The 25704-nt window shown below is 39.4% G+C and carries 22 protein-coding genes; 9 read left to right on the forward strand and 13 right to left on the reverse strand.

The genetic code is table 11. From position 1 onward, the window contains the following. Positions 1-313 precede the first annotated feature (313 nt). Both QQK09_RS13745 and folD read right to left on the reverse strand, forming a co-directional pair. Positions 314-1519: a diguanylate cyclase domain-containing protein gene (locus QQK09_RS13745; protein WP_284204724.1), complete on the reverse strand. Its 1206-nt coding sequence runs from the start codon at positions 1517-1519 to the stop codon at positions 314-316. A 246-nt stretch (positions 1520-1765) separates the two neighbouring features. Continuing rightward, positions 1766-2620, reverse strand: a complete 855-nt coding sequence (folD, locus tag QQK09_RS13750; protein WP_284204725.1) for a bifunctional methylenetetrahydrofolate dehydrogenase/methenyltetrahydrofolate cyclohydrolase FolD — start codon at positions 2618-2620, stop codon at positions 1766-1768. Between the two features lie 217 nt (positions 2621-2837). On the opposite strand from folD, the gene yccS reads away from it, so the two are divergent. From yccS to ptsG, 8 genes are all read left to right on the forward strand, one after another. After that, positions 2838-5018: a YccS family putative transporter gene (gene yccS, locus QQK09_RS13755; protein WP_284204726.1), complete on the forward strand. Its 2181-nt coding sequence runs from the start codon at positions 2838-2840 to the stop codon at positions 5016-5018. Positions 5019-5032: 14 nt separating this feature from the next. Next, positions 5033-5359, forward strand: a complete 327-nt coding sequence (locus tag QQK09_RS13760; RefSeq protein ID WP_284204727.1) for a TusE/DsrC/DsvC family sulfur relay protein — start codon at positions 5033-5035, stop codon at positions 5357-5359. Between the two features lie 40 nt (positions 5360-5399). Continuing rightward, positions 5400-5966 carry an elongation factor P-like protein EfpL gene (gene efpL, locus QQK09_RS13765; protein ID WP_284204728.1) on the forward strand — a complete coding sequence of 189 codons (567 nt, stop codon included), beginning with the start codon at positions 5400-5402 and terminating at the stop codon, positions 5964-5966. Positions 5967-6161: 195 nt separating this feature from the next. Continuing rightward, on the forward strand, positions 6162-7136 hold the full coding sequence (locus QQK09_RS13770; protein WP_284204729.1) for an SPFH domain-containing protein: 975 nt from the start codon (positions 6162-6164) through the stop codon (positions 7134-7136). Between the two features lie 50 nt (positions 7137-7186). Next, positions 7187-7651: an NfeD family protein gene (locus tag QQK09_RS13775; RefSeq protein WP_284204730.1), complete on the forward strand. Its 465-nt coding sequence runs from the start codon at positions 7187-7189 to the stop codon at positions 7649-7651. 683 nt (positions 7652-8334) lie between these two features. Then, positions 8335-9546 carry a trypsin-like serine protease gene (locus tag QQK09_RS13780; RefSeq protein WP_284204732.1) on the forward strand — a complete coding sequence of 404 codons (1212 nt, stop codon included), beginning with the start codon at positions 8335-8337 and terminating at the stop codon, positions 9544-9546. A gap of 108 nt (positions 9547-9654) precedes the next feature. Further along, a complete protein-coding gene (dbpA, locus tag QQK09_RS13785) occupies positions 9655-11043 on the forward strand; it encodes an ATP-dependent RNA helicase DbpA (protein WP_284204733.1) in 1389 nt (462 codons plus the stop codon). Positions 11044-11354: 311 nt separating this feature from the next. Beyond that, the gene (ptsG, locus tag QQK09_RS13790) at positions 11355-12761 is read left to right on the forward strand and encodes a PTS glucose transporter subunit IIBC (RefSeq protein ID WP_284204734.1); all 1407 of its coding nucleotides are present in this window, start codon (positions 11355-11357) and stop codon (positions 12759-12761) included. Positions 12762-13102: 341 nt separating this feature from the next. Here ptsG and astE read toward each other — a convergent pair whose 3' ends face one another. From astE to QQK09_RS13845, 11 genes are all read right to left on the reverse strand, one after another. Beyond that, the gene (astE, locus tag QQK09_RS13795; RefSeq protein ID WP_284204735.1) at positions 13103-14128 is read right to left on the reverse strand and encodes a succinylglutamate desuccinylase; all 1026 of its coding nucleotides are present in this window, start codon (positions 14126-14128) and stop codon (positions 13103-13105) included. A 9-nt stretch (positions 14129-14137) separates the two neighbouring features. Beyond that, complete coding sequence (astB, locus tag QQK09_RS13800) at positions 14138-15481, reverse strand: N-succinylarginine dihydrolase (protein ID WP_284204736.1); 1344 nt, start codon at positions 15479-15481, stop codon at positions 14138-14140. A gap of 94 nt (positions 15482-15575) precedes the next feature. Continuing rightward, entirely contained in the window at positions 15576-17048 is a 1473-nt protein-coding gene (astD, locus tag QQK09_RS13805) for a succinylglutamate-semialdehyde dehydrogenase (RefSeq protein ID WP_284204737.1), read from the reverse strand. Further along, positions 17045-18079: an arginine N-succinyltransferase gene (astA, locus tag QQK09_RS13810; RefSeq protein ID WP_284204738.1), complete on the reverse strand. Its 1035-nt coding sequence runs from the start codon at positions 18077-18079 to the stop codon at positions 17045-17047. The genes astD and astA overlap by 4 nt, the downstream gene beginning before the upstream one ends. A gap of 33 nt (positions 18080-18112) precedes the next feature. Then, complete coding sequence (locus tag QQK09_RS13815; protein WP_284204739.1) at positions 18113-19135, reverse strand: arginine N-succinyltransferase; 1023 nt, start codon at positions 19133-19135, stop codon at positions 18113-18115. A gap of 6 nt (positions 19136-19141) precedes the next feature. After that, entirely contained in the window at positions 19142-20356 is a 1215-nt protein-coding gene (locus QQK09_RS13820; protein ID WP_284204740.1) for a bifunctional succinylornithine transaminase/acetylornithine transaminase, read from the reverse strand. A 215-nt stretch (positions 20357-20571) separates the two neighbouring features. Next, the gene (locus tag QQK09_RS13825; protein ID WP_284204741.1) at positions 20572-21573 is read right to left on the reverse strand and encodes a GlxA family transcriptional regulator; all 1002 of its coding nucleotides are present in this window, start codon (positions 21571-21573) and stop codon (positions 20572-20574) included. After that, positions 21566-22141: a LysR substrate-binding domain-containing protein gene (locus tag QQK09_RS13830; protein ID WP_348532712.1), complete on the reverse strand. Its 576-nt coding sequence runs from the start codon at positions 22139-22141 to the stop codon at positions 21566-21568. The genes QQK09_RS13825 and QQK09_RS13830 overlap by 8 nt, the downstream gene beginning before the upstream one ends. A 319-nt stretch (positions 22142-22460) precedes the next feature. Beyond that, positions 22461-23372, reverse strand: coding sequence for a lipoprotein NlpI (gene nlpI / locus QQK09_RS13835; protein WP_284204742.1), 912 nt, complete (start codon positions 23370-23372; stop codon positions 22461-22463). A gap of 246 nt (positions 23373-23618) precedes the next feature. After that, positions 23619-24317: a hypothetical protein gene (locus QQK09_RS13840; RefSeq protein WP_284204743.1), complete on the reverse strand. Its 699-nt coding sequence runs from the start codon at positions 24315-24317 to the stop codon at positions 23619-23621. Between the two features lie 95 nt (positions 24318-24412). Continuing rightward, complete coding sequence (locus QQK09_RS13845) at positions 24413-24688, reverse strand: YeaC family protein (protein ID WP_284204744.1); 276 nt, start codon at positions 24686-24688, stop codon at positions 24413-24415. 68 nt (positions 24689-24756) lie between these two features. On the opposite strand from QQK09_RS13845, the gene QQK09_RS13850 reads away from it, so the two are divergent. Then, positions 24757-25614, forward strand: coding sequence for a DUF2989 domain-containing protein (locus QQK09_RS13850; protein ID WP_284204745.1), 858 nt, complete (start codon positions 24757-24759; stop codon positions 25612-25614). Positions 25615-25704 lie beyond the last annotated feature (90 nt).

Raw genomic sequence — 25704 nt, forward strand, 5'->3', positions numbered from 1 at the left:
TTTTACCGATCTAAAAAAAGTTCATGAACCGAACCTATTAGCATCAAAATACCAATATACATGAACAATAACAGATATTATTTACTTTATTTGAGCAAGGAATTATGAGGGAGTGGGTAAATTTTTTTTTGATCTAGTGCAATATTTAGCCAAGTAGCTAACGCACAAAAAAGGCAAGATAAAGTCAAAATAATTGGTTTTTAAGGGGGCAATTTCTTACATATTTTAATTTTCGCTTTTTAACTCAACGGAATACGATAACTGCTTATTCTTTATTAAAGATATAAAAGTGAATAAGCAGTTAAGATAATAATTACACCCGTTGAACTTGATCATAACCCGAGGATTGAGCAAGTTTTAGTGCAGAGTCAGCACTATTCATCAAGCCTTTCATTGACTGTGTATCACTTGGGAAAACATTTGCTAAACCTAAACTCATTGTTAAGCAGTATTTAACCGGAGAGAAGGTATTTGTTATCGCAAGGTTTTCAATAGATGATTGAAACTCTGTCGCAGTTTTTAACCCTAGCGATACATTGCCACCTTTTATTAAAGCAACAAATTTATTCCCTTCTAAATAGGAAACCGAGCCATTAAACTCCGCACATTTATTTTGCAATGTACTGCCAACAATCAGTAATATATCATCACTGGTTTGATCTCCGTGATGCTCTCTATAATCAGCAAAAAAATCTAACTCACAAATAATCATTGATAACGAATCGCTATCATCCAACGTTTCTTTCCACACATTGCAAAAATGCGCGTTAAATTCTCTGCGAGTTATAATATTCATGCCTGAAAGTAATAGTTCAAATTCACTTTTTTCAGGCTCTTTAGGCGCTAACGTTTCTTTAGGTTCAATAACAGGAGCATTCTCTGATGAAGAGATTTTATGCTTACTATCACTGCAGACTCGATTACAACCACTGGTTTTAGCTGAGAATAGTGCCTTTTCTGATTTCATCATTAATGACTTCATCGAGGTCGGGTAAACACTTGAAATACCAATGCTTAATGTTACCACTTTGCTCACTTGTGAATATTTATGCTCAGTTTGTGATTGTTCCACAGCAAGACGTAATGCTTCACCTACCTCTTGCGCCTTCTCTACGTCACCTGCTTTCATTAAAATAGCAAATTCATTGCCGCCGTAACGCGCTAAAAAGCAGTCATGCTTTTCACAGGTATTTTTGAGTGCCAAACCAATCACTAACAACATAAATGAAGAGCCCTGCTGGCCGTAATTATCATTGTAAGCTTTAAAAAAATCGATTTCACAAATAAGCACGGACAACAACAGCCCTTTTTTACTTGCTTCTTGCCAATATTTTTCATATTGCAAATCAAATGCATGACGATCTGCAATATTCATTTGTGACATCACTTGTTCAAATGCAGAATTAACAGGCGTTACTTCCTGTTCCGCACTTTGGTATTTACTAATATTGACAACTGCTTCACTGTTAGGAGTGTCATAATCAGTAAGTTGATTTTTTGTTTGATTAGTTTGTGCCATCAGCCATTCCCTTGTTTTATGTTCCCTTAAGCCTCTTCAAATATTACTGTCCATCTGAGTATTTATTTAGGCTTATTACAATAGGTTATTGTGATTCTGATTGTATGTTATACGTTTGTTAACTTGAGTTCACTGAATACTGCTATTTACATAAACGTAATTGGCTTACCCTCACATTTTTGGGGTAAGCCGATATATCACGATAGAAAACATGAGGCTACGGGGGATTTTAAAATACAGAGGATGTTAGCTATGGAACTCATTACAGGCAAATAAGGTATTTTCAATCAAGGTTGCCACGGTCATTGGGCCAACCCCACCTGGTACCGGTGAAATCCATGCTGCACGTTCTTTGGCCTTTTCAAAACCAACATCACCTGCAATTTTACCATTTTCTAAACGGTTGATGCCGACATCTAATACAATCGCGCCTTCTTTAACCCACTCTCCAGGAATGAAATCTGCTTTACCACGGGCAACCACCAAGATATCAGCTCGCTCAACATGGCTTTTTAAATCTTCAGTAAAACGGTGACAACAGGTTGTAGTACAGCCTGCTAGCAATAGCTCTAATGTCATTGGACGACCAACAATATTTGATGCACCAACGACAACCGCATTTTTACCTCTCATTTCAACACCAGTGGATTCGATCATACTGATCATGCCGCGTGGTGTGCATGAACGCATCACAGGAATACGTTGTGCTAAACGACCAACATTGTAAGGGTGAAAGCCATCAACATCTTTATGTGGGTTAATACGCTCGATCACGGTGGTTTCATCCAACCCATCTGGCAATGGAAATTGCACCAGAATACCGTCAATAGTTGCATCTTCATTTAATTCATCGATCAATGTTAACAACGCTTCTTGACTAGTCGTCGCAGGTAAGTCAAACGCTTTTGAGATAAAACCTACTTTCTCACACATTTTACGTTTACTACCGACGTAAATTTGTGAAGCTGGATCGCCTCCAACCAATACAACAGCAAGTCCAGGAACACGCTGCCCCTTGGCAACACGTTCTGCTACCCCTAGTGCTACTTTATCTGTAATTGCAGCCGCAATCGCTTTTCCATCAATGATTTGTGCAGACATGTTCCATTCTCTTTTGGTTGGCTAAGAAGTGAAGTTAATTCCACCGGATTATATGGCGGTATTATTGCAAAACTGAGCTTTGATGTCACACAAATTGCCGTTATAAAAGCGGCTTTAACTAAAAATTAAATATTTTATTAATTAAAACGTTTAAGATTAAGATCAAGGGTTTATTCTTTTGTCTTGTCTACACTGTTTTAATTTTTGAAGGTTAATCATGAAAGTTGCATTAGTTCCAATGTTAAGACGCCTTATCTCTGATTCTAATATCCATGTTGGCTTTCGTGTTTTTATTGCTATGGCACTGACCTTTCTTATCCCACTTTATAACCTTGCACCGACGTTGTTTGACCAACCCCCTTTAAATATATCCATTTCATTGTGTTTAGGTGTAATGGCCTGCGCCATTGTAGAAAATGACGATAACCATATTGGTAGAGGGAAATTTTTATTAGCGATTTTAACCTGTTTTTTTATCGCCTCATCCAGTGTCGAACTATTAATGCCCTACCCGCTGTTTTTTGGCATCGGTTTATTAATTTCTAGCTTTCTATTTATGATGACAGGTACATTAGGGGCCAATTATAGCAAGGTAGGCTTTGGTGCTATTTTGATTGCGATTTATACCATGGTAGGTTACGAAGCGAGCGTTAATTGGTACGAACAACCGCTATTATTAACCCTCGGTACACTGTGGTATGGCGTATTTTCAATTATTTGGCATTTCTTCAACCCTAATCGTTCCTTACGCGAGCAATTAGCACAGCTTTACTTCACACTGAGTCGCTATCAACAACAGAAATCGGCACTATTTAATGAAGTTGAGGGAGGCAGTCAACAAGCGCTTTATGATATTCGCCAACAACTTGCAATCCATAACATTTCAATCATTGCGCGTTTACAGCAATCACAAAATATTATTCAATCACGCGTTCAAGTACGTCGAAAACAGAATGAGTTACAGCAATTAAATCAGTTGTATATTATGGCAGAGCAGATCCATGAGCGTATCAGTGCCAGTCAATACCTTTATAGTCAGTTAGAAAATAGCTTTGGTAAGAGTCAAATTCTTGAGGGTTATCATCTTCTGTTATTAGAACTCAGTGAAAACTGTTATCGCCTTGGTTTATCGATCACTGATAAAAAACATTACCACTATACCCGCCGCTTGAATTGGACAATGAAAGCACTCGCTGACCAGTTAGCGTTATTAAAACAAACACTAACCACAACCAAAGATCATGATGAAGCGCTGCTGGCGCTACAAGCTATCTATGACAATATTGCAGGTATAGACACCTTATTAAAATCAGTTTCCAAAACAACAGAGTTACCCGCGATTGTTATTAACAACGATAAAGAGGTCGTGAAACAACCCTTTTGGAAAATATTCTTAGCAGCCCTTTCCCCCCATAACAATACCTTCAAACACGCGGTACGTATTAGTATTAGTCTACTATTTGCCTTTGTTGTGCAACAAAGTTTACAACTTGATCATGGCTTTTGGTTACTGCTCACCGTGCTGTTTGTTTGTCAGCCTAGTTTTAGCGAAACACGCAAACGCTTGATACAAAGAATATTAGGAACCCTAATAGGCTTATTAATTGGTTATCCAGTATTATTATTAGTAACAGATATTCCCATCCAAGTACTCTTTATGATCTCTAGTGCCTTTTTGTTTTTTAACTATTTGCGTACCAATTACGCCCTAGGTGTCGTCTTTATCACCCTGTTTGTCATGTTTGTATTTAACTTGCTCACAGGCTCTGGGATCGCAATTCTACCCGCTAGAGTAATAGAAACATTGCTCGGTGGATTTTTAAGCGTGCTCGCAATCAGTTTTATATTTCCTGATTGGCAATTCCAACGCTTCCCGCAGTTAGTCACAAACTTATTAACCTTAAGTAACCGCTATTTTAATTTAGTGAGCAATCAATACCAGTATGGTCGTAGTGAAAACTTACACTATCGTGTCACCCGCTTTGAGACCTTTCAAGCTGATGCAATTCTGGCGAGTGCATGGCAGAGTATGTTATTTGAACCTACCTCTAAGCAGCAACTAAACCGTGAAGTTTATGCCTTGGTAAATCGCTGTGACGCACTTGTCTCTTATATCGCTGCGCTAGCATCGCATCGTCATAAAATGGAAGGCTTCGAAAACAATATCGCCCTGCAAGGGTTGATTAATGCCACTGCCAAACAGATTTCCCTTGCTTATAAACCAGAAGACGTTGAGCAGGCGCAGTTGATTATTACTATCGAAGAGTTTGAAAACTACAAACCTAACCTCTCAGGTGAAGCATTATTAATCGTTGAGCAATTACGTTTAATCGCATTTACCGCACTAGATATACAACTGCTTTTACAACAGGTAAACTTCACTCAGCCAAAAATATAATAAGAGGAGCCGCTGTGTTATTTGATGGACAGCAATACCCAACTGATAGCCAAGGTTATCTTTTAGACTCAACACTGTGGAATGAAGATTTAGCAACTGAAATTGCTAAATTAGAATCCGTTGAGATGACAGAATCACATTGGCAAGTGGTATTTTTTGTACGTGAATTTTATTTAGAATTCAATACGTCTCCTGCCATTCGTGCCCTCGTGAAAGCGATGCAGAAAAAATATGGCGCCGAAATAGTTAACAGTCGCTATTTATACCGATTGTTTCCAGAAGGTCCCGCTAAACAAGCGACAAAAATTGCAGGCCTACCAAAACCTGCGCGTTGTATATAATCCCCCCTAAAAATAGAATATAAAATAGAGGAATCTAGTAATGCCAAAAGCAAGTGATGTAAAAAAGAATAGCGCAATCGAATTCAATAACAGTGTTTATATTATTAAAGATATCGAACGTTCAGTACCACAAGGCCGTGCCGGTGGTAGCTTATACCGCATGCGTATGTACGATGTAGTAAGTGGCGCTAAAACAGATGAAACATTCAAAGACAGTGACATGCTAACGATGGCTGATCTTATTCATCGTGATGTCATGTACTCATACCTTGATGGGGATGAGCTAGTATTCATGGATAGCGAAGATTACACGCCTTACAACTTCTCAATTGAACAGATTGAAGATGAGCGTCTGTTTATCACTGAAGCAACACAAGGTTTACAAGTATTAGTAATCGACGGTCAAGCGGTAGCACTTTCTCTACCACAAACTGTTTCTCTTACTATTACAGAAACAGACCCTTCAATTAAAGGTGCATCTGCAAGCGCACGTACTAAACCTGCAACCTTAGAAACTGGTTTAATCGTACAAGTTCCTGAGTACATCTCAAGTGGCGAAGCCATTAAAATTAACACAGCTGAAAAGAAATTCATGAGCCGTGCTTAATCGTTAGTTGCGTTTTATAACCAGATAACAACGCCTATTACACATTTCCTAGTGTTTAAAATTAGGAAATGTGCTCCTTCCCCTTGTACAACAATACTTTACTCATTAAACCTTTCTAATTATTGATAAAGGTGCTTTAATTAGGGCATTAAATGTCACAATTCATCTTCATCAAACTACTCAACAGAGGTTCCTATGAACGAATTATTAGCGATTGCAACATCACCCTGGATCTGGCTTGTCGCCGTGGTCCTGCTCACAGTTAAGAAAAGCATCTATTTTGTGCCACAAAACCGCGGTTACGTTATCTACACTATGGGTAAGTATTCTGGCACGTTAGGCGCAGGTCTTAATTTTATCATTCCTTTCATTCAACGTGTTGCTGCCGATCGTAATCTAAAAGAGCAATCTTTAGATATCGCCTCTCAATCTGCTATTACTAAAGATAATATCTCACTCGAAATTGATGGTATTTTATTCATGAAAGTTGTCGACGCCGGCGCTGCAACGAATAATGTAACAGACTATAAATTGGCTGTTATCCAACTCGCAATGACAACCATGCGTAACGCGATTGGTTCAATGGAGCTTGATGAGTGTTTTCAAAACCGAGACACTATTAATGGTCATATCTTAGCTGCGATGACAGAAGCAACACAACCTTGGGGTGTGATGGTGACACGTTACGAAATACGCGATATTTCGCCACCACAATCAATCAAAGAAGATATGGAAAAACAGATGACCGCTGAACGTGAAAAACGTAGTGTTATCTTAACTGCAGAAGGTGTAAAAACATCTGCAATCACACAAGCGGAAGGTTTAAAAGCAGCACGTGTATTAGATGCAGAGGGTGCTAAAGCTGAGCAAGTCCTTGCTGCAGAAGCTGAAAAAGAGAAACGTGTACTTGAAGCACAGGGTAAAGCTGAAGCGATTCGTTTAGTTGCCGATGCTGAAGCAAACGCACTTAAAGTGATTGGTGAGCAAGCTTCTACAGCGGAAGGTAAAAAAGCGGTAGAGCTAACATTAGCGCAAGAAACAATTAAAGCGCACGCAGCGATTGCTAGCGAAGGTTCCGTTATCCTGACTGACGGTAATACCGGTGATAATATTGCTAATACCGTCGCACAAGCGATTGCCGTTTCAAGCTCACTTAAAGTAGCGGAATAATCGCAACTATCATTACCGAAGCAACCGTTAACCAATAAACAGGAGGGTTTATGGAATCGATAATTGACTATCTATTTAATAACCATGACAAGTTGTTATATCTTATTGCTGGTGTCTCACTATTAATTGAGCTCACTTTAATTGGCTTGAGTGGACCATTATTATTTTTTGCTATTGGTTGTGCATTGACAGGGGTACTTGTATCACTGAATCTAATCTCAACCTGGGAAATGGAGCTACTATTTGTAGGTATCTTTACCCTGCTCAGTAGCATCATCATGTGGAAACCATTAAAGCTATTTCAAGGTGACGGTCGTGTTAATGATAGTAGTAGCGATATGATTGGTCAGCGTGTGGCAGTGAGTGAAACACTCACCAAGCATGGTGGCAATATTCGTTTTTCAGGTATCAACTGGACTGCACGTTTATCTGAAGATAGTAATCACGATAATATTGCTATTGGAGAACATGTCACCATCACAGCTGTTGATGGTAATGTCATGATCATAAAATAACACCTATGCACTGTTTGGTGAACTAAACAGTGCATCTCACCTTTCTGCCTCAGATACCTCCCTTACCACAATTAATAAACTAACATTATTAATATGCCCCTGCCTTTTATACCAATGGAATTTGATAGGTGATCAGAGTTTGCGCAGGAAAAATTATTACTAATAAGGCGTGAGTTGCAGCCTTTCGAGAGATTCACTTCGTTAATCCTCTATCGGAGAATTAAATTAAAGACTTTAATTCTTTAATAGTTGTTCTCACTTCATAAAATCGTATGGAACGATTTTGAACAGCTTTAGCTGGCCACGCAGTGGTGGAGAACAGGATGTTCGGAATAAAACTCACAACGCAATTAGGGATGATTTTAACCAGCAAGAATGATCACTTTATTAATTCCTTTGGTATTAATAACTTGCTTGATCAACGCTTTATTCTATCGTTACTATTAGCAACGCATTATTCATCATATAATGATCCTAGGTTAAGATATCACTAACATAGATAGTTTCTTTTGTGATATTAGCAACGAAGCAATGGGTAATTTAAATCTAAAAACTGAACCACTATTTATACCAATCACAGTAAATAGCTGATCTATTTTACTGGTTAAAACAACTAATTTCTACGTTGTAAGTTTCGTAATTGGTATTATTTCGAACGATATAAGCGCATTAAAGGGAAAACAATGAACATACAAATCAACCTGTTACTTGCAACAATCATGCTAAGCAGTAGCCTTACATCGACAGCTGACGACACCATAACTACACGGGTAGTAGGTGGTTCGGATAGCGTAGAAGGAGACTGGCCTTGGATGGTGAATGTGAGTGCAGGACGATCTCAATGTGGTGGTACGTTGATTGATGCAAGGACCGTTATGACCGCAGCGCATTGTATATATAGTAACGGCATAGAGATATCTGCAGCCAGAATTTCAGTCAACGTAGGCGCTTATAACCTACTAGAAAGTAGTGAAACTATCGATATCACCCAAACTTATATTCACCACAGTTATGACCCAACTAATAGTGCAAGTAGCAATGATATCGCCCTACTTCGTCTTATAACTCCAGTCTCCAACGTTTCTCTCCTCGAAACAGCCGATATCACAACAACGAGTGAAGCCGTCTCTTCACAAAGTGACGTCATTATTCTCGGTTGGGGATCAACCGTAGGATATGCACCAGATGAGCAAGTCACGCCAATTTATCCAGATATATTACAAGAAGTTGCACTGCCACTACAAACAGATGCAGAGTGCAGGCAAAACACGGGTTCAAGTTATGATGCAGCAACCATGGTTTGTGCTGGCGATCAAAACGGAGGAGAGGATTCTTGTCAGGGAGATAGCGGCGGTCCATTAATATTAAATAATGGTGGTAGTTGGCAGCAAATAGGTATTGTGAGTTGGGGGTCTGGCTGTGCTTCAGCTGGACACCCTGGTGTATATACCCGTACTGCTGTTTACGAGGAGTGGATAGATAACTTCCTTAATGGTATTGCGATACATAACAAACTCACTTATGGCACCACTAATATCGGTGAGAACGAGCAATTAAATCTGCTGATCAGTAATAACACCGCATCTGAAGTAGAGCTTACCTTTTCACTTAGCGGGTCGAATGAATTTACCTATGATCGTGCAACCTGCGCAATCATCGCAGCAGATAGTATCTGTAGTTTGCCTATCATCTATACACCCACAACACTAACAGAAAGTAATGCAACATTAACGGTGCAGAGTGATACCGTTAATTTAAAAACGGTAAGTACTGCACTATCTGGCAACCTCGGTTTCTCTTCTACTTCAGGAGGAGGTGGAGGCTCTCTATTTTTTGCCTTTAGCCTACCATTTTTGTTGCTGCGTCGATTTGTTGTTGCCAAGGCAGTCACTTAAAGAAGTATAAGTGCATTTTTTAACCGCTTTTTCTTGATCATGCTTTGTGAACTAAGTCACAACCTGCTATGGTAGCGTTTTTAGTAATTATCCAATAGGAATTCAATTTTGAGCCAGCAATCTTTCTCGTCACTTCCCCTTCACAGTGATCTCCTTAGCAATCTTGAATCCCTTGGTTATAACGAAATGACCGAGATCCAGGCACAAAGTTTACCGCACATTTTAGCGGGTAAAGATATTATCGCCCAAGGTAAAACTGGCTCTGGTAAAACAGCGGCATTTGGATTAGGTTTATTACAAAAATTAAATGTTAAACGTTTCCGTGTACAAACACTTATTTTGTGTCCAACACGTGAACTTGCAGATCAAGTTGGTAAAGAGATCCGTCGCCTTGCACGTGGCATTCATAATATCAAAGTATTAACACTTTGTGGCGGTATGCCATTTGGTCCACAAATAGGTTCACTTGAACACGGTGCACATATTATTGTTGGTACACCAGGGCGTATTGAAGATCATCTGCGTAAAGCGACCTTAAGCCTTGATGATGTAGAAACATTAATACTAGATGAAGCAGATCGAATGCTTGATATGGGGTTTCAAGATGCAATCGACAATATCATCGACCAAGCACCAAAAGAGCGTCAAACATTACTCTTCAGTGCCACTTTCCCTGACCAAATAGAAAATATTGCCAAGCGAATTTTAATTGAACCTGTATCAGTGAAAGTTGAATCACAGCATGATAATAATAGTATTAACCAATATTTCTATAAAGTAAGCAGCCATGAAGATCGTATGCTTGCTTTACGTTTGCTACTTTTACAATACCAGCCAGAATCATCGGTTGTATTTTGTAATACCAAACGTGAAGTACAAGAAGTAAATGATGAGCTTGTTAATCGTGGTTTTAGTGCGATAGCACTGCATGGTGATTTAGAGCAAAAAGATCGCGATCAAGCACTTATCCGCTTCGCAAATAAAAGTGCGACTATTCTTGTTGCCACCGATGTGGCAGCGCGTGGTCTTGATATCGATAATTTAAGCGCCGTATTTAACTTCCATCTTGCACATGATCAAGAAGTGCATGTACACCGTATTGGTCGTACAGGTCGTGCAGGTAACAAAGGGTTAGCCTTCTCTTTCTACAGCAATAAAGATGGCAGTCGCATTGTGGCACTAGAAGACTACTTACAGCGTAATATCTCTGAAGATGCCCTTCCTTCGCACGATGTATTAGATAAAATACCAGCACAATCAACCATGATTACGATGCGTATAGAAGGCGGTAAAAAACAAAAAATTCGTCCAGGAGATATCGTGGGAGCATTAACTTCCGATAACAGCCTTACCTTTGCACAGATTGGTAAAATCCAAGTTTCTCCGAACTGGGCCTATGTGGCAGTACAGCGTGAAAGCATTAAAGTTGCCTTCAAAAAATTAAGTGAAGGAAAACTTAAAGGACGAAAATTCCGTGTCATGGTAGTACGCGGTTAGCAGCAAAACCTCAATGCAAATCAAGTGGTCCCTTTAACTTTTCAGTAAATGTAAGTGACCACTATTTAACACCTCGTTAACCTCATTAATTTTTAATCATCCTAAGTACCTTGTTTTAATTGAAGTAGACCATTTCACCGTAACATTCAAATTACAGTTTGTAACATAACGTAACGTAAATAGCGCTTTGTGTAAGCAAACGTAACTTCGATTTTAATGTGATCTTATTCTCATGTTTTTTATTTTTACAACGCTATACTCCTGCCCATCAAATAGATATTTTTAAAACTAAACCATAACTGGAGTGTTATATGAACATATTTGGAAATCTACAAAAAGTCGGAAAGTCGCTGATGCTTCCTGTATCAGTATTACCAATCGCAGGTATTCTACTCGGTGTAGGTGCAGCTAAATTTAGCATCTTACCTGAAGTTGTATCACAGCTGATGGAACAAGCAGGTGGTGCAGTATTTGGTAACATGGCACTACTATTTGCAATCGGTGTTGCACTTGGTTTTACTAAAAATGATGGTGTTGCTGGTCTTGCAGCTGCAGTTGGTTACTTCATCATGATGCAAACTATCGAAACATTAGCACCAGGCGCAAACACAGGTGTTCTTGGTGGTATTATCGCAGGTGGTATTGCTGCTGCGATGTATAACCGCTTCTTCAATATTACGCTTCCTGAATATCTAGGTTTCTTCGCGGGTAAACGCGCAGTACCAATTATGACTGGTTTAGTCGCAATCATTATGGGTGCAATCCTTGCAGTTATCTGGCCACCAGTTGGCTCAGCTATCTCAGCATTCTCTCATTGGGCTGCAAATCAAAACCCAACAGTTGCATTTGGTATCTACGGTGTTATTGAGCGTTCTTTAATCCCATTTGGTTTACACCATATCTGGAATGTTCCATTCTTCTTTGAAGCGGGTTCATGTGTTAATACTTCTGGTGAGCAATTAAACGGTATCCTTACTTGTTACCTTTCTGCTGACGATGCATCACGTGCTGCAGGTAATGGTTTTGGTCAACTAGCTGGCGGTTACATGTTTAAAATGTTTGGTCTACCTGCTGCTGCAATCGCAATTGCACATTCAGCTAAACCAGAAAACCGCGCTAAAGTAATGGGTATCATGGTATCTGCTGCATTAACTTCATTCTTAACAGGTATTACTGAACCAATTGAATTTGCATTCATGTTCGTTGCACCAGTACTTTACGTAATTCACGCGCTACTTGCTGGTTCTGCATATGTTGTAACTAACATGCTAGGTATGGTTCACGGTACTTCGTTCTCACACGGTTTAATCGATTTCTTAGTACTATCTGCTAATTCTCAGAAATTCATCTACTTCATCGTAATCGGTCTTATTTATGCTGCACTTTACTACTCTATCTTCCGTGTTGTAATCAAAGCATTAGACCTTAAAACACCAGGTCGTGAAGATGATGAAGGTGAAGAATCTGTTGTACTTAATAACGAAGAGATGTCTGCAGCATTAGTCGCAGCGTTTGGTGGTAAAGCTAACATTGAAAACTTAGATGCATGTATCACACGTCTACGTATCAGCGTTAACGATATCTCTAAAGTTGACCAAGCTGAGCTGAAGAAAATCGGTGCTGCTGGTGTCGTTGTCTCAGGTAACGGTGTACAAGCAATCTTTGGTACTAAATCTGATAACTTAAAAACAGATATGGAAGCTTACCTAGCTAAGTAATAGGCAAGTAACTGTTAACTATCAAAGTTAAGTGGGTATAAAGTAAATACCCACTATCTTTCAAGTAGAAATAGCAATAACCAACTCTCCTTCGGTTATCTATTTCTACTTTTTTTTGCGTTAAAAAAAATAATAACAACCTCTAAAATAGCAAGTCCATTAGCTTCGTTAATCCTCTATCGGTAACAAAAAAGCAAAGGTTATATTCTCTTAATAATTACTCCTCTTGCAAAATTTGTAACGTAGAAATAAGTAAGAGTAATCAGAAGATTTATGGGGGATGATCAGAAGTTAAATCTGCTCCCACTGAGTAGTAGGAACAAATGGCCTTACTTTCGCCTTTACAACTCTCCCTTTTCCAGTAATGAAAAGTTAGATTTAGCTAATAACAGCCCAGCCCGCAAACCATTTTTTACATTTTTGTTGGGAAAAAGGATGTAACCAGGTTCATTTTCTACTTGGTAAATAACCTCTGTTTCAGTGTCGCTCATAAAGTCCGTTGCTAACAGGTATCCTTTTGGAAATTCTGTGAAATTAGCAACATCATCACGGATATTAAGCGTAAACTGATCACTATGTTTAATGATAACATCAGCAACGTTATAAACACTTAACGGCAATGCTCCACTGACATCAACAACTTTCCCAGTAATCAAATTGATAATACCTTGCTCGATACCAGTAAACTGTTGTAAATCATTCTCACCAAAGGGCTTTGCTTTACCCAGTTCCAGTGTGCAACTATTAGCAGAAAATTGTTTACTAGTGAAATAGCTAAATGTTGCAGCCGACTCATGATTCACTACTAGCGCTTCAAGCCCAACACTTTGTAACCAAGTTAACATCTCAGGTTGATAACTTCCCTCGTGAAGAAACGGCAATAGCCCAAAGGTGGCATGTTGTGAAGCTCTGATCGCGGTATGAAGATCAAAATGTAATCTTGGTTTATCAGGCGCAACCTTGTAAAAATCATTCACCACTTTCTGCAGCATTGCCGCCCTTTGAGTTTCGTAACAGCTATCATAATTTAAGTGATGATCACTAAATAGACGGTTCAGATCGATATTCAAGTAGCGTTTACCTTGGCGCATTGCATCAAGGTTGCCAAAAACCACCAGCAAACGTACCTTGAGCAGATATTGATTGCTCAAGATTGCGCTAATCAGACGGTTAACAATTTCGACGGGTGCAGTTTCATTACCATGCACCGCGACTGAAATAATCACCTGTTGCTGATAACCATTAACCGGTTCAAAGAGGATCACGCCTGCTTCAGGGCGGCTCCAAAAAACCGAAGAAGTTTGTCCTGATGCTTGTTTTATCTCATCTCCTGCTAAGGTTTCAGATAAAAAGTCAACATTCACCATATTTATCTCTTAATCCTGTTGAAATGAGTAGATAGAGCCTAGATGCATGATCTTAGTTAACTCATCAAGCGCAGTGCGGTTTTCCATCAATAGACTAGGATCCCCTAAATCAGCTTCTGTCACACGGTCACGATAATGGTCATTCACCCAATTTGTTAATGAGTGATACAAACCATCATTCAGCAAAGCGTGTTGATTTGTTGCCGTTAGCTCCGCTTGATTAAGTACAACACGCAAACGTAAACAGGCAGGCCCACCGCCATTACACATACTTTCACGCAGATCAAAAACGCGCATCTCATCAATTGGGTTATCCCCTGCAATCAACTCATTTAAATAGCGCCAAACACGTGGATTACGCTGCGATTCTTCAGGGACTACAATCAGCATCTTGCCATCTTTTTTAGTTAATAATTGGCTATTAAAAAGATAGGTAGTCACGGCATCCTTGATACTGACCTTATCTGTAGGTACTTCAATTGGAATAAACTGCGTACCTAACTGTTGTAATTTATGCTCAATTTCAGAAAATGCAGAGGCTTGGTTTAAAAATGCTTGTTGATGATGGAGTAATACATTGCCATTACTCACTGAGATAACATCATTATGAAAAACACCTTGGTCGATCACATCGGGGTTTTGCTGTACAAAAACGCTATTTTTATCGCCCAACTGATGCAATCTTGCTACCGCTTGGCTTGCTTCATAGGTTTGGCGTGCAGGATATTTACTTGGTTCAACCGCGCCACCAAATACCTGTCGCCCATAAACAAAAACCTCAACCCCTTCGTTGCCATGTGTAGCTGCTAAACGATTGTGATTCGCAGCGCCCTCATCACCCAACAGACTCTGCTGTGGCAGTGCATTATGGTGAGTAAAATATTGCGGGTCTGAGAAAATCGCATGCAGTGCGTTGCTGGTTGTTTGCTCTTCAATCGCACGGTGAAACTTACAATTGAGATTCGCAACGGTAAAGTGCACCTTGTTATCAGCAGTATCGGCAGAAGGCGAAACCGTTGCAGCGTTAGCAACCCACATTGAAGAAGCGGAGCTCACTGCAGTTAATAGGTGTGGCGCTTTTTTAGCGGTTTGTGTCAACACGCTGACATCATCACCACTAAAACCAAGTTGGCGTAACGTCTTAATGCACGGCCGATCTTGAGGAGGTAAAACCCCCTGCTTAAAACCCATATCAGCCAAGGCTTTCATCTTTGCTAACCCTTGTAGAGCAGCTAGTTTAGGATTAGCAACGGCACTTTTGTTGGATGTCGATGCGACATTACCAAAAGAGAGCCCAGCGTAGTTATGCGTTAACCCAACTAAGCCATCGAAATTTACTTCAAATGCTGACATCTAACTCGTCCTTAAATTTAATGTTCAATTACTTAAACAATTGTAAAACACCTCTAAAGTTTGAGGTGTTTTACATCTGTTAATTGTTTACAGATTAATCAAAATGTAAACCAGGCAAATGCGTTTCTGGTAAGGTGATCGTTTCTGACTCCATCGAAGCCATCGGCCATGCACAATAATCGGCAGCATAATATGCACTTGCACGATGATTACCCGACGCACCAATACCACCAAAAGGCGCATTACTGGAGGCACCGGTTAATGGTTTATTCCAGTTAACGATACCCGCACGCGCTTCTATCAATAAGCGGTCAAAGTCTTCACGCTGAGTAGAAATTAAACCCGTTGCTAAACCAAAGCGCGTTTTATTTGCGATATTAATCGCCTCTGTTAGGTCTTGATAACGAATGATGCTCAACAGTGGTCCAAAGTATTCTTCGTCTGGCAGTTGTTCAACCTTTGTTACCTCAACAATTCCTGCGGTCAACAGCGCACAATCAGCTTGTAAACGTCTCATTTTTAATAATGATTTAGCCCCAAGCTCAATAAGCTCTTGTTCAACTAAAAGGAGATTGTCGGCTGCTTGATTGGAAATAACCGATCCCATGAACGGTGCAGGCTGTTCGTCCCATTTACCCACTTTGATCTGCTTAGTGACTTCAATCAAACGATGAATAAATTGGTCTCCCTCAGTTCCTGCTTTAACCAATAAACGACGTGCACAGGTGCAGCGTTGGCCCGCACTAATAAAGGCAGATTGCACCACGATATTGACAGTTGCATCTAAATCGTCAAAGCTTTCTACAATCAACGCATTATTTCCGCCCATCTCTAGGGCTAATATTTTCTCTGGTTGCCCTGCTAATTGCTGGTGTAATTGATAACCTGTATTGGCGCTACCGGTAAATAACAGCCCATCGATGCCTTGCTGGTTGGCCAGTGCAATACCGGTCTCTTTAGCGCCCTGCACTAAATTCAACACGCCATTAGGTAAGCCTGATTGTTGCCAAACTTCTAGGGTTAATTGCGCGGTCCATGGCGTTAACTCACTGGCTTTAAACACCACACAATTACCCGCTAGCAGTGCAGGTACAATATGCCCATTAGGCAGATGCCCAGGAAAATTATAAGGACCAAATACCGCTAATACACCATGAGGGCGATGTCTTAATACTGCTTGGCCATCCGCCATTTCAGTGACTTTGATGCCAGTCCTTTCATGGTAAGACTGAATCGATATTTGCACCTTATTGATCATCGCTTGTACTTCAGTTTTTGTCTCCCACTCTGGTTTTCCGGTCTCCTGTGATATAGCCTGACTTAACTGCATCGCTTGTTTGCCAAGGTTTTCAGCAAAACGTTTTAGCAATGCAACACGTTCCTCTAATGCCGTTGTCGCCCATTTTGGAAAAGCAGTTCGAGCCGCATCAACAGCAAGGGTCACATCCTTTTCTGATGCACTTTGACCCGACCAGATAACGCAGTTATCAGCAGGATTTAATTTTTCAAACAACGGCCCGTTGCCTAGTTCCCAATGACCGTTGATAAAGTGTGATGGTGTTTTCATAGCGTGCTTTCCTTTTCAAATAATGGAACAACACGTAATTGCTCCCCTGAGACGACAGCGAGTGCATCTGCTTCTGCTTGTGATAAATAGATATGCGCTGCATCAACCTGTGAGTTACAGATAATAGCGCGGAAATCTTGATATTTTTCATTGCCGATTAACAACGGTTGCTCACCTAATAATGCGCTTTCGACAATCGTAACTTGGCGCATTCTGCTTTTTTTCACTATACGAAGATCGTCGGTATAGGCTTCTAATGTTGGGCCTGCATCAAAAATATCGACGTAACCCTCATAGCGCATTCCTTCACTTTCTAATATTCTACGTGCAGGCAGCGTATTCGGATGTACCTCCGCGATCACTTGTTGTGCAGATGGCGTTAAAAAATCAACGTAAAAAGCATGTTTAGGCATCAGCTCTGCGATAAAAGATTTTGAGCCGATTCCAGTCAGGTAATCTGCTTGGTCAAAATCAAGTGTGAAGAAGTGTCGCCCTAAACTTTCCCAGAATGGAGAGCGTCCATTTTCATCACTAACACCACGCATCTCTGCGATGATTCTCTTTGGAAATTTGTCTTTAAATGCAGCTAAAAATAGTAAACGACATTTTGATAACAGCTGGCCATTTTTATCCTTGCGATAATCAGGGTCTAAAAACAGCGTACATAATTCACTATTACCAGTATGGTCATTACTTAAACTTAATTTTTTCATCTGACGGTAAATACCAAGCTCTTTGGAAGCATGAACCTGTGTACCAACATGAAAATCATACCACGGGTCATTTAAGCCAATTGCGACCTCAATACCGCTAACGCCCACTAAGGTATTAGTTTCAGAATCAACAAGTGCAAACAGGTACCCCTGGTCTGCAAGCGTATTCCCCCCCTCCCAAGTTGCTATCATTCTATCGATGCGTTGTTCAAGATGGGCTTCATTGTGGGGTAATGAGGTAAAACCAGTTCCTGTTTTTTGTGCAAGTTGCAACAGGGCAGCTAGATCCTCTTTTTGTATCGGGCGAATGAACATCATCGCTATATTTCCTTATATTCTCTGTGTCACTTTTTACAGCTTAATGCAAAAAACTCTGTGCTCAGAACTGAGGTTAAGTTGATCAATATTATATTCTGAAAGCTGAAGTTGGTTCCCTTGTAATCCACCTTGCACTAAGCAAGCTTTGAAACTGTTCCCCTCAGCTAAACCAATTAAGAAAGTTTGTAAGCTATTAGCATTCACATGATCTGTGATTGTAGTAAGTTTCACTTGTTGCACTTTTTGACATAATGACAGCGCATTGCGTTGAGCGGTGAGTATCGGGCCCGCATCAAAAATCTCAACATGTTTATCTGCTTCAAATCCTTGGTCGCTTAGCAGAGAGCATTGTAATGCCGCATTTTGATGCACTAAGCCCATTACTGCTTGGGCCTCTTCATCGATCAACGCCACGTATAATGGATGATAAGGCATCATCTCTGAAATAAAGGTGCTATTACGTGTACTGTTGTAGTATTCAACTTGATTGTAATCGATGCCAAAGAATTTACGCCCAACATGCTCCCAAAATGGTGCACGCCCTGACTCATCTGCAATGCCAGGTAATACAGCCATCCATTCATTCGCAAAACGCAGTGGGAAAATAGTCATAAACAGTAATCGTCCAAGCGTAATAAGCGTGGGGTAATCCGTTTCAGCGAGTGCTGGCACAATATAAAAAGAACAAAGCTGAGAGTGATCACTCAAATCATGATTAAGGGTCAATGCATGAATACGACTATGAACATTAAGTTGTCGCGACGAGTGCACCTTAATGTCATTACGAAATGAGTAAAAGGGTTCGCGATTTCCAGCCAATGCATTAACTGCCCCTGTACCTAACACTTGCCCCGTTAATGTCTCTTCTAAGACAAACAGATAAGATTCCTCTCCCGCGCAATCAACATCCTGCTCAAATGAGACGATTGATTGCTCTACTTTATTAAGCAGGTGGGAACGTTTTTCTGGTAGCGTAGAAACCATCGGCCCACTTTCATGAGCTAACCGTTCAAGATTACTAATGTCACTCAGCGCAGCAGGTCGTAATATAATCATGAGGGTTTATTCCTTTTTCAGATAAATATCAAGTGCAGCAGTAAAGCGCGATAAACCCGTCTCTATATCTTTTATTGGAATATTTAAAGCGGGTGCAAAACGGATTACATTAGGGCCTGCTATGAGAAAAATAAGCCCTTGTTCAGCAGCTAAATTGCTGATCACTTTCGCCTGACCAGAATGAGTATCGATTAATTCACATCCAATCAATAACCCTAAGCCACGGATATCTTTAAACAGTGCAAATTTTTCATTGATTTCATTTAACTTCGTTATAAACAGCGTATGGCGTTCATCAACGCCCTGTAAAAATGCGGTCTGATTAATCTGATCTAATACTGCATTTGCAACTGCGGCAGCAAGTGGATTACCGCCATAGGTTGTACCATGCGTACCTACAGATAGGGTCGATGCAAATTTATTGGTAGTAAGTACAGCACCAATTGGGAAACCACCACCAAGTGCTTTGGCAGTAGAGAGCAAATCAGGTACAACGCCATAATGCATATAAGCATAAAGGTGACCTGTACGCCCAACGCCGGTTTGCACTTCATCAAAAATAAGCAGTGCGTCATGCTGGTCACAAAGTTCACGTAGCGCTTGTAAAAAAGCGACTTGGGCAGGAACAACCCCGCCCTCACCTTGAATAGGCTCGACAATAACAGCACAGGTATTAGCATTAATGAGCGCTTTAGCCGCTTCAATATCATTAAATTCAGTGTGGTGAATGCCCCCGGGTAACGGTGCAAAGTCTTGTGAATATTTGGGTTGTCCACCAGCGCTAACGGTAAACAGTGTGCGACCATGGAAAGAGTTACTAAATGCAACAATCTCATTTTTATTCGCGCCATGCTTATCATGGGCATATTTTCTAGCGAGTTTTAGTGCAGCCTCATTAGCTTCTGCACCTGAATTACAAAAAAACACTTTGTCAGCAAAGGTACTTTCAACAAGCTGTTTGGCTAACTTTAAAACCGGTTCATTAGTATAACCATTACCAAGATGCCAAAGTGCATCAGCTTGCTCAGTCAATGCCTGTTTAAGCTTTTCATTGCCGTGACCAAGCCCATTAACAGCAATGCCACCAGCAAAATCAATATATTCCTTACCCTGTTGATCAGTAATGACCGAGCCCTTACCTTTTACGGGAATAAATGCAGCGGGTGCATAAGTAGGGATCATGTATTGATCAAAATCAGCTCTAATTGGTCCTTGAGTCATTCCTGTAGCCTCTATTAGTTATTGATGTCATTAAAGATTAATAGATTTAAGGGCAACTAGCGTTCAAATTCGCGACAAAAAAGTACAGATTTGAACCAAATTAAGGCTAATTTATAAATTAATACAAATTGAAGAGGGTATTCAAAATCAATAAATTTTGTAGATAACAGGTGAAATACAAGCAAAGTGAAAACAAAAGAGGTAATTGATAGGCTTTACTTATTGTGTTCAGTGTAGCGATTAGCCACACTTTTTGCTCGCTCCTCTCTGGGAGTCGACTGATAAAAAGATTTATAACTCGAAGAGAAATGAGGTCCGCTCGAAAAACCACAGCTTAACCCTATCTGCACAATCGACATATTACTTGTTTGTAGTAAATGTTGTGCACGCTTAAGGCGTATTTGTAGGTAATGACGCGCTGGCATAGTATTCATATGGCGTTTAAATAACCGCTCCAATTGCCGTCTTGAGATATAGATCTGTTCCGCTATCTCATCACTGGAGAGTGGTTTTTCTATATTTTTTTCCATTAAATCGATCGCCATCGTCAATCGAGGCTGTATATCCTCACCAGCAAAGGAGTAGCTTGGTAATCGCTGCCGTTCACTGCCTGAACGGAGTCGATCTAAGCATAGGTAATCAGTGATTTGATTAACCACCGTTTCCTCTTCCTGCGTATTAATATAATTTAAAAGATAATCTAAACTAGCTAATTGCCCTGCACAGCTATGCAGTCGACCATTCTGATGGTAGAGGTCATGGCTTAGGGTGACATCAGGATAACGATCTTTAAGATCATCCATAAATGACCAGTGCACAACCCACGATTGATCAACACCAATACCACTATCCAAGAGCCAATAAAGACCCCCTTTGAGTGTCAAAATATCACCCGTGTATTGACGATAATAGCGTTGTAAATTTTTTTTAGTGTTGATAGCGATAGGCTGTTGCGGTGCTGTTTCTGCGCTAATAATTAACAGATCATATTCATGCTGCAATTCGAACTGCTCGCGCTGATAAACACTTGTATCAACCATTAACGGTGAATCACCTGCATTGCTAATGAGTATTAACTGGTATTTCTGAGCCCCTAATAACTGATTCGCTAATAAAAACGGTTCACTAATCACACCAAGGCTCAACATGGAGCAATCCTGCGGCACAAACAGTGCAATGCGAATAGGTTGGTCAGGTAAATTTTTCATATTAGCCATTTTGTAAGTTCATTAAACAGTTATGAAATGCCAAAGCTGCAGGAGATAATGAACGTTGATGATTTTTAAGCACTAAAGAGAACTGGCTTTTAAAATGCCATTTTTTTGGCTGAAGCGCCACAACTTGTTGTTGAAATTGATTATTTTCAATTAGGTGCGTTGGTAAGAAACTAAGGTGTGTACCCGCCAACACTAGCAATAGACCGGATTCAACATGCCAACCATCATACAATTTAATATTATTAATTTTATCAACGTCGATTAGTTGATACATTATTTCTGATGAGTAGGTTCCGATATTGATACGTTGATTTTCTAACGAGAAGTTGTTTTTTTGTATTTTATCAGCGAGATCATTGCGCGCATATAAGTAACTTTCCTCCTCAAATAATGCGGTGACATAATCAAAGTTTTTACGTTGATTATCTGCCAGCACCACGATCATCATATCTAGCTGGTTCTTCGCTAATTTCTCGTTTAACTGGGTAAATTGCCACTGCCAGTAACATTCAACCAGATAACTCTGTTTGCCCCTAAAACCTTGAAAGAATCCATCCTTTTTGGGGATATATTAACGCGGCTGTCTTCTGTGGCAGTGCCTACAAAATATATCTTTTGCTGATTGATAAACTGAATGTTCTTTGAGGATATCTGTGAAAGTTACTGTCCCATCATTAACCTCTTGTTATAAAGACTGTATAAATTAGATTAACATAACGCCCACAAAATCAAACACACCAGTAGTTTAGAAATAGTCGCTTTGAGCTTCGTACACAGAAAAAATGGATAGGCATAAAAGAGAGAATAAAGGTGATAAAGAGGGGAATAAATTCCCCAACAGACCATTCACTTGCCACTAGGTAAGCAAAAAGTGGCAGGCAACTAATTTACATCTCCAACTGCTGTTGCAACTCTCTTTGAATTGACGTCAGTTCCATTAATGCATATTTATATTCAATAAACTCATGGATGTTAGTGGTCGTTGTCATTTTAAAGTAATAGATCGCTCTGTCTAAATTTCCTGCTAATTTATGCCAGTGCCCTAAATAGAAATAAGCTTCACAAAGACGTTCAGCCATCTCTTTATTACTTTTTACACCATTCGCTATGTTTGCAAAAAATTCATTTTCTGAAGTACGTCCAGCAACAACATCAATTATTGACCAAGCAAAACGATAATCATCATTGCCTGCTTGCTCATTTTGCAAAGCGCCTAAGGCTTCCGGTGCATCCAATTTACTATCAATGACATAACGCCATAAAATACGGTATGGGTCGGTTTTGTCTAGCGCATAAAATTTATTAATGTCACGAGAAGCAAGTGGATAGCGCTTCACTTGATAAAGGCCAATTGCACGATGTAAATAGCTATAATGCATCTCACCTGACAACTCTAGTGCAGAATCAAAAGCATCAAATGCTTCATCATAGGATTGCCCTAGTAACAGATAAACACCAAAAGAATTATAAGGTGCAGCAAACGCCGGGTCGGTATTAATTGATTGGGTAAAATCATATCTGCTATGTGCACTTAAGCCCATACGATCATAGATCAGGCCACGTTCATAAAATAACTGTGCTTTCTGCTGATTATCTCCATTGTGCTCGGCAATAAGCTGGTTAAGGCGTAATAGCTTAACCTCATCTTGATAATCTATCTGAACAGCAGTAGCAACAGGTAAAGCAACAATAGTTTGTAGATCTGCATTCCCCCCTCTGTTCCGTTCTGGTATCGACTCACAAGCCGTTAACAATAAAATGACCGATAATAATGCACATTTAGATAATTGCAATTTCATGAATAAACCCTTATGGATAGGAGATTTAAGAGTGAACTATAATAATAATAAAGTAAAGGTAGATAATGTATCAAAATAGACACAAAACGCAGGAAAATTATTTTTGAGAGTAATTAGAACAGTTAATATTTTAGACTATTTTACAGCAGCTTATTGAATAATATTTTGTTACCCCCTCCCTTCCAGCCGATCATCACAATACGCACGCTCACATCAAATTAAAATTTTAAAACGGCACATTGCTTATTATAAACAGTTTCCAGCAGTGCATAATTTAACATTTTGTTGTAAGTAATTTTTAGCTGCACTGATACGCTTTTGTTGCACTTTATCACGCTTAAGAAGCAGATTATGTTTATTAGTATCAAAGGCTTCTACCGCCCATTTAACTGACACCATATAGATGCTACTTTCACCACGTATTATTTTAAAATACCCAAGTTCTCCACGCTTTGTATCGCGACGCTTAGAACAGCTATATTGACCATAATAAACCGTATCAGCTGTCTTGCTCTTTCTTTCAAGGGGTAAGAAAATGGAATCAACACAAACACTGTCAACGATATCTTCCACGGAAGTAACAAAACGTTTTAGATTCATCGATTGTGGTAAATTTGTTAATTTTTGCTTATTAATAAAAGTTGTTTTGTTTAATTCTGTTGGCTGTTGTGGCACATAGACGACTTCTGAAAATCGTTCGAGCTTAAGATCTTTAGATTTTTTCCATCCCCTTTTCCAATCCGGATAGACAGGGGCAATAAGACGCTCTTCTTGAGTAAAATTATCCTCAAACAGTTCCTCAGTAAAATCCAAGTTAATCGACTGATCCACACAGGGAGTCGCAGAATATCTAGAGCCTCCCTCATCATCACACTTATAGACCTGTGCAGAGACAGAGGTGATAGATAACAATAGTATGACAAACACGAATATATGATTAAACATAACGATACGTATACAACCTTTTATTTTTAATATGTACTTTAAGTTTACTCGCATGTCGAAATAACGAAAGAAAATAACAAAATGACTTTATTATTTTAATCTAATTCTAGTTTATGAATATCATCATCAGAAAATTGTTTTTGTAAAACAGATTTTTTTTCCATATAAATGTCACCACCTTTAGCAATACTAAAGTGTTCAGGTTTATCATTATATATACTTTGATATGCCATAATTAATTGTAACGTATCAGCTTTCTGTTTATCATCAAGAGGATTGCCATCGCTCCATTTTCCAGTCTCAACTGATTGCTTTAACTGTAAATATAGCGATGGTGATAGGTTTTTAGCGTACTCAGATATTGTCGACACTCACATTACTCACGATTGTTATAAATATTAATTACTAAGTATATTGATCTAATGGAATATTTCTACTGATGTTTATTAAGACAGGGATTAAACTCTCAATTGTTTGTATGAGTCTGATAATTAGCGCATGTGATTCCTTCAAGAATGACAGTTTAAAGAATATTTGCAGTCACTACCCAGAACTTTGTAGTGATCTATATATCATCGGAGACTGTCGTTTTAAGCGAACGACCGTTATTCGTGCTCGATATTACGACCATATAGAACCGAATGAAATTCACACACGGCAATTATTGTCAGAATTAGATGAATACCAAGCCTGCCTAGAAATGACACTTCACTTGCAATTTACACGTAATAAGCAACGCAAAGATCAACGCTTACATAATTATCTAACAGCACAGGACTTAATGAAGGCAAACTTACAAGCGAACAAACAGAACCAAGACCCAATGCTGGCATATTATCTGTGGACACATCATCAAGATTTGTATGCTCGTCGTATATTTTTATCTGCTGCAACACAAAAAGATATCACAGATCCTAAATTACTATTCAAACTTGCTACTGTTAATTCAAAAAATGCTCCCCAACAGGCGTTGAATATATTTTATAAAGGCTTGAGTGTTAGTGATTCGTTACAGGAAATACCACTGTCTAGTTTTGTTCATATGATGACGTTATTTTATCAACACAAACAATTTAACGAAGCATATATCTGGGCCTTAATCGCTAAAGAAGAGGATAAAAATAATGAGTTTCCCATTAATTTAACGCTGATATTAAATAAAGGAATAGTGGGAGGCAAAAGTTCATTGCTTAATGAAAACGCCTTACAAATTAAAGCAAAAAAATATTATCAACAGTTAACATTAGGAGAGTTTGAACAAACAGCGCCAATATTAAGATCATTAACAACAGGATAAAAATGAGAATAAAATAGGGTAAGAAAAAGATAGATAGCCCCACATTGAGGCTATCTATTGAACAGTTTTATCATCCGACTGTTAGTGTAG

It is taken from the genome of Psychromonas marina (assembly GCF_030161115.1).
In the GTDB taxonomy this organism is placed as follows: domain Bacteria; phylum Pseudomonadota; class Gammaproteobacteria; order Enterobacterales; family Psychromonadaceae; genus Psychromonas; species Psychromonas marina.